Annotated in this window: 3 protein-coding genes; 2 read left to right on the top strand and 1 reads right to left on the bottom strand. The window is 52.9% G+C overall.

Annotation, left to right across the window (positions count from 1 at the left end; translation table 11 throughout):
- Nucleotides 1-52: 52 nt before the first annotated feature.
- Nucleotides 53-1,048 carry a gamma-glutamyl-gamma-aminobutyrate hydrolase family protein gene (locus QVO43_RS00060; protein WP_229778445.1) on the bottom strand — a complete coding sequence of 332 codons (996 nt, stop codon included), beginning with the start codon at nt 1,046-1,048 and terminating at the stop codon, nt 53-55.
- Between the two features lie 296 nt (nt 1,049-1,344).
- On the opposite strand from QVO43_RS00060, the gene QVO43_RS00055 reads away from it, so the two are divergent.
- Complete coding sequence (locus QVO43_RS00055; protein ID WP_022486605.1) at nt 1,345-1,656, top strand: hypothetical protein; 312 nt, start codon at nt 1,345-1,347, stop codon at nt 1,654-1,656.
- A 64-nt stretch (nt 1,657-1,720) separates the two neighbouring features.
- Complete coding sequence (locus tag QVO43_RS00050; protein ID WP_022486604.1) at nt 1,721-2,662, top strand: threonine ammonia-lyase; 942 nt, start codon at nt 1,721-1,723, stop codon at nt 2,660-2,662.
- Nucleotides 2,663-2,789: the final 127 nt, after the last annotated feature.

Genomic DNA, 2,789 nt, shown 5'->3' with positions numbered 1-2,789 from the left:
TTGACAATTGACCATTGACCGCTGACAAAAAAAGGGGCCTGCGCCCCTTTTTTTATTTCGTCGCCTTATCCGCTGCCGCTTTCACCAGGGCCTGGAAAAATTTCAGGGACACTTTGGTGTCGCAGTAGTCTTTGGCGTCTTTTTTGTTGATCAGCACCTGTTTCAGGTCGTTTTCCGGATGGAACTGGAGAGCCACCGTAAAGGTGTTCTTGGGATATTCCACCCCTTCGATGATGGAAATGCCATTGTAGGTAGTTTCTGCCGTCTGGACCAGATCCGTTCCGGTGATGCTGCCGATAGCCTGATGGTGCCAGGAAGAAACGTTCTTCAGTTCGTCAGCTCCCACGATTTCCCGGAGATGGGAATGGGCCGGCAGGATGTGCACATCATGACGGGCATAATCCCGGTTGGGGGTTCCCGGAGGCATCCGGTGGAAGTCGTCATGATAGGTCTTCCCCTGTTCCTTGTAGTAATCCGTCAGATCCTGGATCATTTTGGCTCCGGAGACAACCCCCAGCATCTGTTCGCTGCGGCATACATCCAAAGTAGGGATGTTGTTGGCCAGGCAGTAGGCCTGGAGGGTATAGTCGGAAATATCCCGGGTGGCGTTGATCCCTTCCCCGTGGTTCTTTTCCTTTTCCGCATCTTTGTACAGGGACGGGCTGATGTCCTCTCCGCCGGTACCGAAGACCCCGTCCACACCCTGCATCACCGTGGCGATGTTGGTTTTGGCAAAGTCTTTGGCTTTGATCTTGTTGGCGTATTTCTGCTTCAGCATGCCGGATTTTTCCAGGGCAGATTTGTCCACGGCACCGTCGCTGTCATATTTCACATCCGTGCTTTTGATCTGGCCCAGTTCCACCGGAACCCCGCCGGCCAGTTCGATGATCTTTTTGAAGGCCGCATAATCCTGTTTGTTGCTCTTCCAGGAAATCCCGATCACCGGTTTCCCTCCCACCATGGCATGGACATCATAGGCCATCCCCAGGGAGAAACTCAGGGATAGGGCAGTTACCGCAAGGACTTTTTCCAGTTTCTTCAGCTTCATGGACATGCACTTCCTTTTTTAGAATGGTTCCGGATTCATAATGAACAGAACAAGGTCAGTGTAGCTGATTATTCACAAAAAGTCAAAAAATATGTGAATGGTTCGTAAAGAAATGTTAAACTTGTTAGGAATGATACAGGAAAATAAGTATAAGCGTCTGCTTATACTGAACTATTTTTATAAGTAAAGATGTGCAGTTCGGAAATTAAAGCTGCTGCAGGGCTGCTGTCCCCCTTGCATTCCTTTCCTCTACCCGGTACAATACGGTCAAAAGAGACAAAAAGGAGCGAGACACCATGATCCTGTTTTATGGAAGTGAAATCTGTATCGACTGCCGGAATACCCTGGCCATCCTGAAGGCCCGGAATCTGGAGGACAAGTTCCGGTTCATCGACATGACGGCGAATACTGACAATATGAAAGACTTCCTTACCCTCCGGGACCGGGAAGCTGCCTTTGCCCCGGCCCGGGAAGGGGCAAACGGCCGTTCCTTCATTGGCATCCCCGCCTTTGTAAACGAAGAGGGAAAAGTCACCCTGGACCTGGACCAGGCCCTGGCCTGGCTGGGCCAGCCGGCGGTGAAGGAAGCGGAGATTGTGGAGAGGTAAGCCGGATAAAAATCCTGCTGGCAGGCTGAAAAGGAATTATCGTTGACTTGAAGGAGGTTGTATCATGCTGACTCTTGAATCCATCTTTCAGGCACAGAACCGGCTCCGGCCCTATGTGCTGCACACGCCGCTGCTCCGTCTTCCGTCTCTGGATGCTCTGTTGGGCTGTCAGGTCTATGTGAAGGCAGAATGCATGCAGCTGACCCATTCTTTCAAGATCCGGGGGGCTCTGAACCGGATCCTGCAGCTGACTCCGGAAGAACGGGCAAAAGGTGTGGTCACGGCTTCCAGCGGCAATCATGGCAGGGGCGTGGCCTATGGGGCAAAAATGCTGGGAATCCAGGCTACGGTGGTCATCCCGGAACATGCGCCGGCCATCAAGATCCAGGCCGTCCGTGACCTGGGGGCCAATGTGATCCTGTGTGAAAAGTCCCAGCGTTTTGCCATTGCGGAAAGGATGCGGGACGAACAGGGACTTTGCTATGTGCCACCGTTCAATGATTATGATGTCATGGCCGGTCAAGGGACCATTGCACTGGAAATCTTCGAAGATCTGCCGGATCCGGATGGAGTGGTTGTTCCTCTGGGCGGGGGCGGTCTTACCAGCGGGATTGCCACGGCTGTCAAAGGCATCCGTCCGGAAACCCGGGTCGTTGCCTGCGAACCGGACCGGATCCCCCGTTTCACCGTAAGCCTGAAAGAAGGGCGGCCCATAGAAGTTCCTCAGGCGGATACCATTGCCGACGGAGTGGCTACCCTGTGCCCGGGAGACAAAACCTTCCCCCTTGTCCGGGATAAAGTGGACCAGGTCATCGACGTGCCGGAAGATGCTCTGCTCCCAGCCATGAAGCTGCTCCTTACAGAAGGCAAGGTCCTGGCCGAACCCTCCTCCACCATTGGTCTGGCGGCCATCCAGAGCGGGAAACTGGCCTTCAAACCGGAAGACAAAGTGGTGTTTATCCTTTCCGGAGGAAATGTGGATTTTTCCCTGGTACAGGGATTGTAAATTCGATGCTGTTGGAAATCAATTTTTGCAAATTGATCTTGAAATGGAAAAAAACGGAGGCAGATGGGGAACAGCTGGTTTCCTTTGGCAACAGCACTGAACTGGTGATAAGGACGGTCCCAAAGTC

Source organism: Acidaminococcus sp. CAG:542, assembly GCF_000437815.1.
In the GTDB taxonomy this organism is placed as follows: Bacteria; Bacillota; Negativicutes; order Acidaminococcales; family Acidaminococcaceae; genus Acidaminococcus.
Note: the sequence above shows the minus strand (reverse complement) of the source record. Positions and strands in the feature narration are given on the sequence as shown.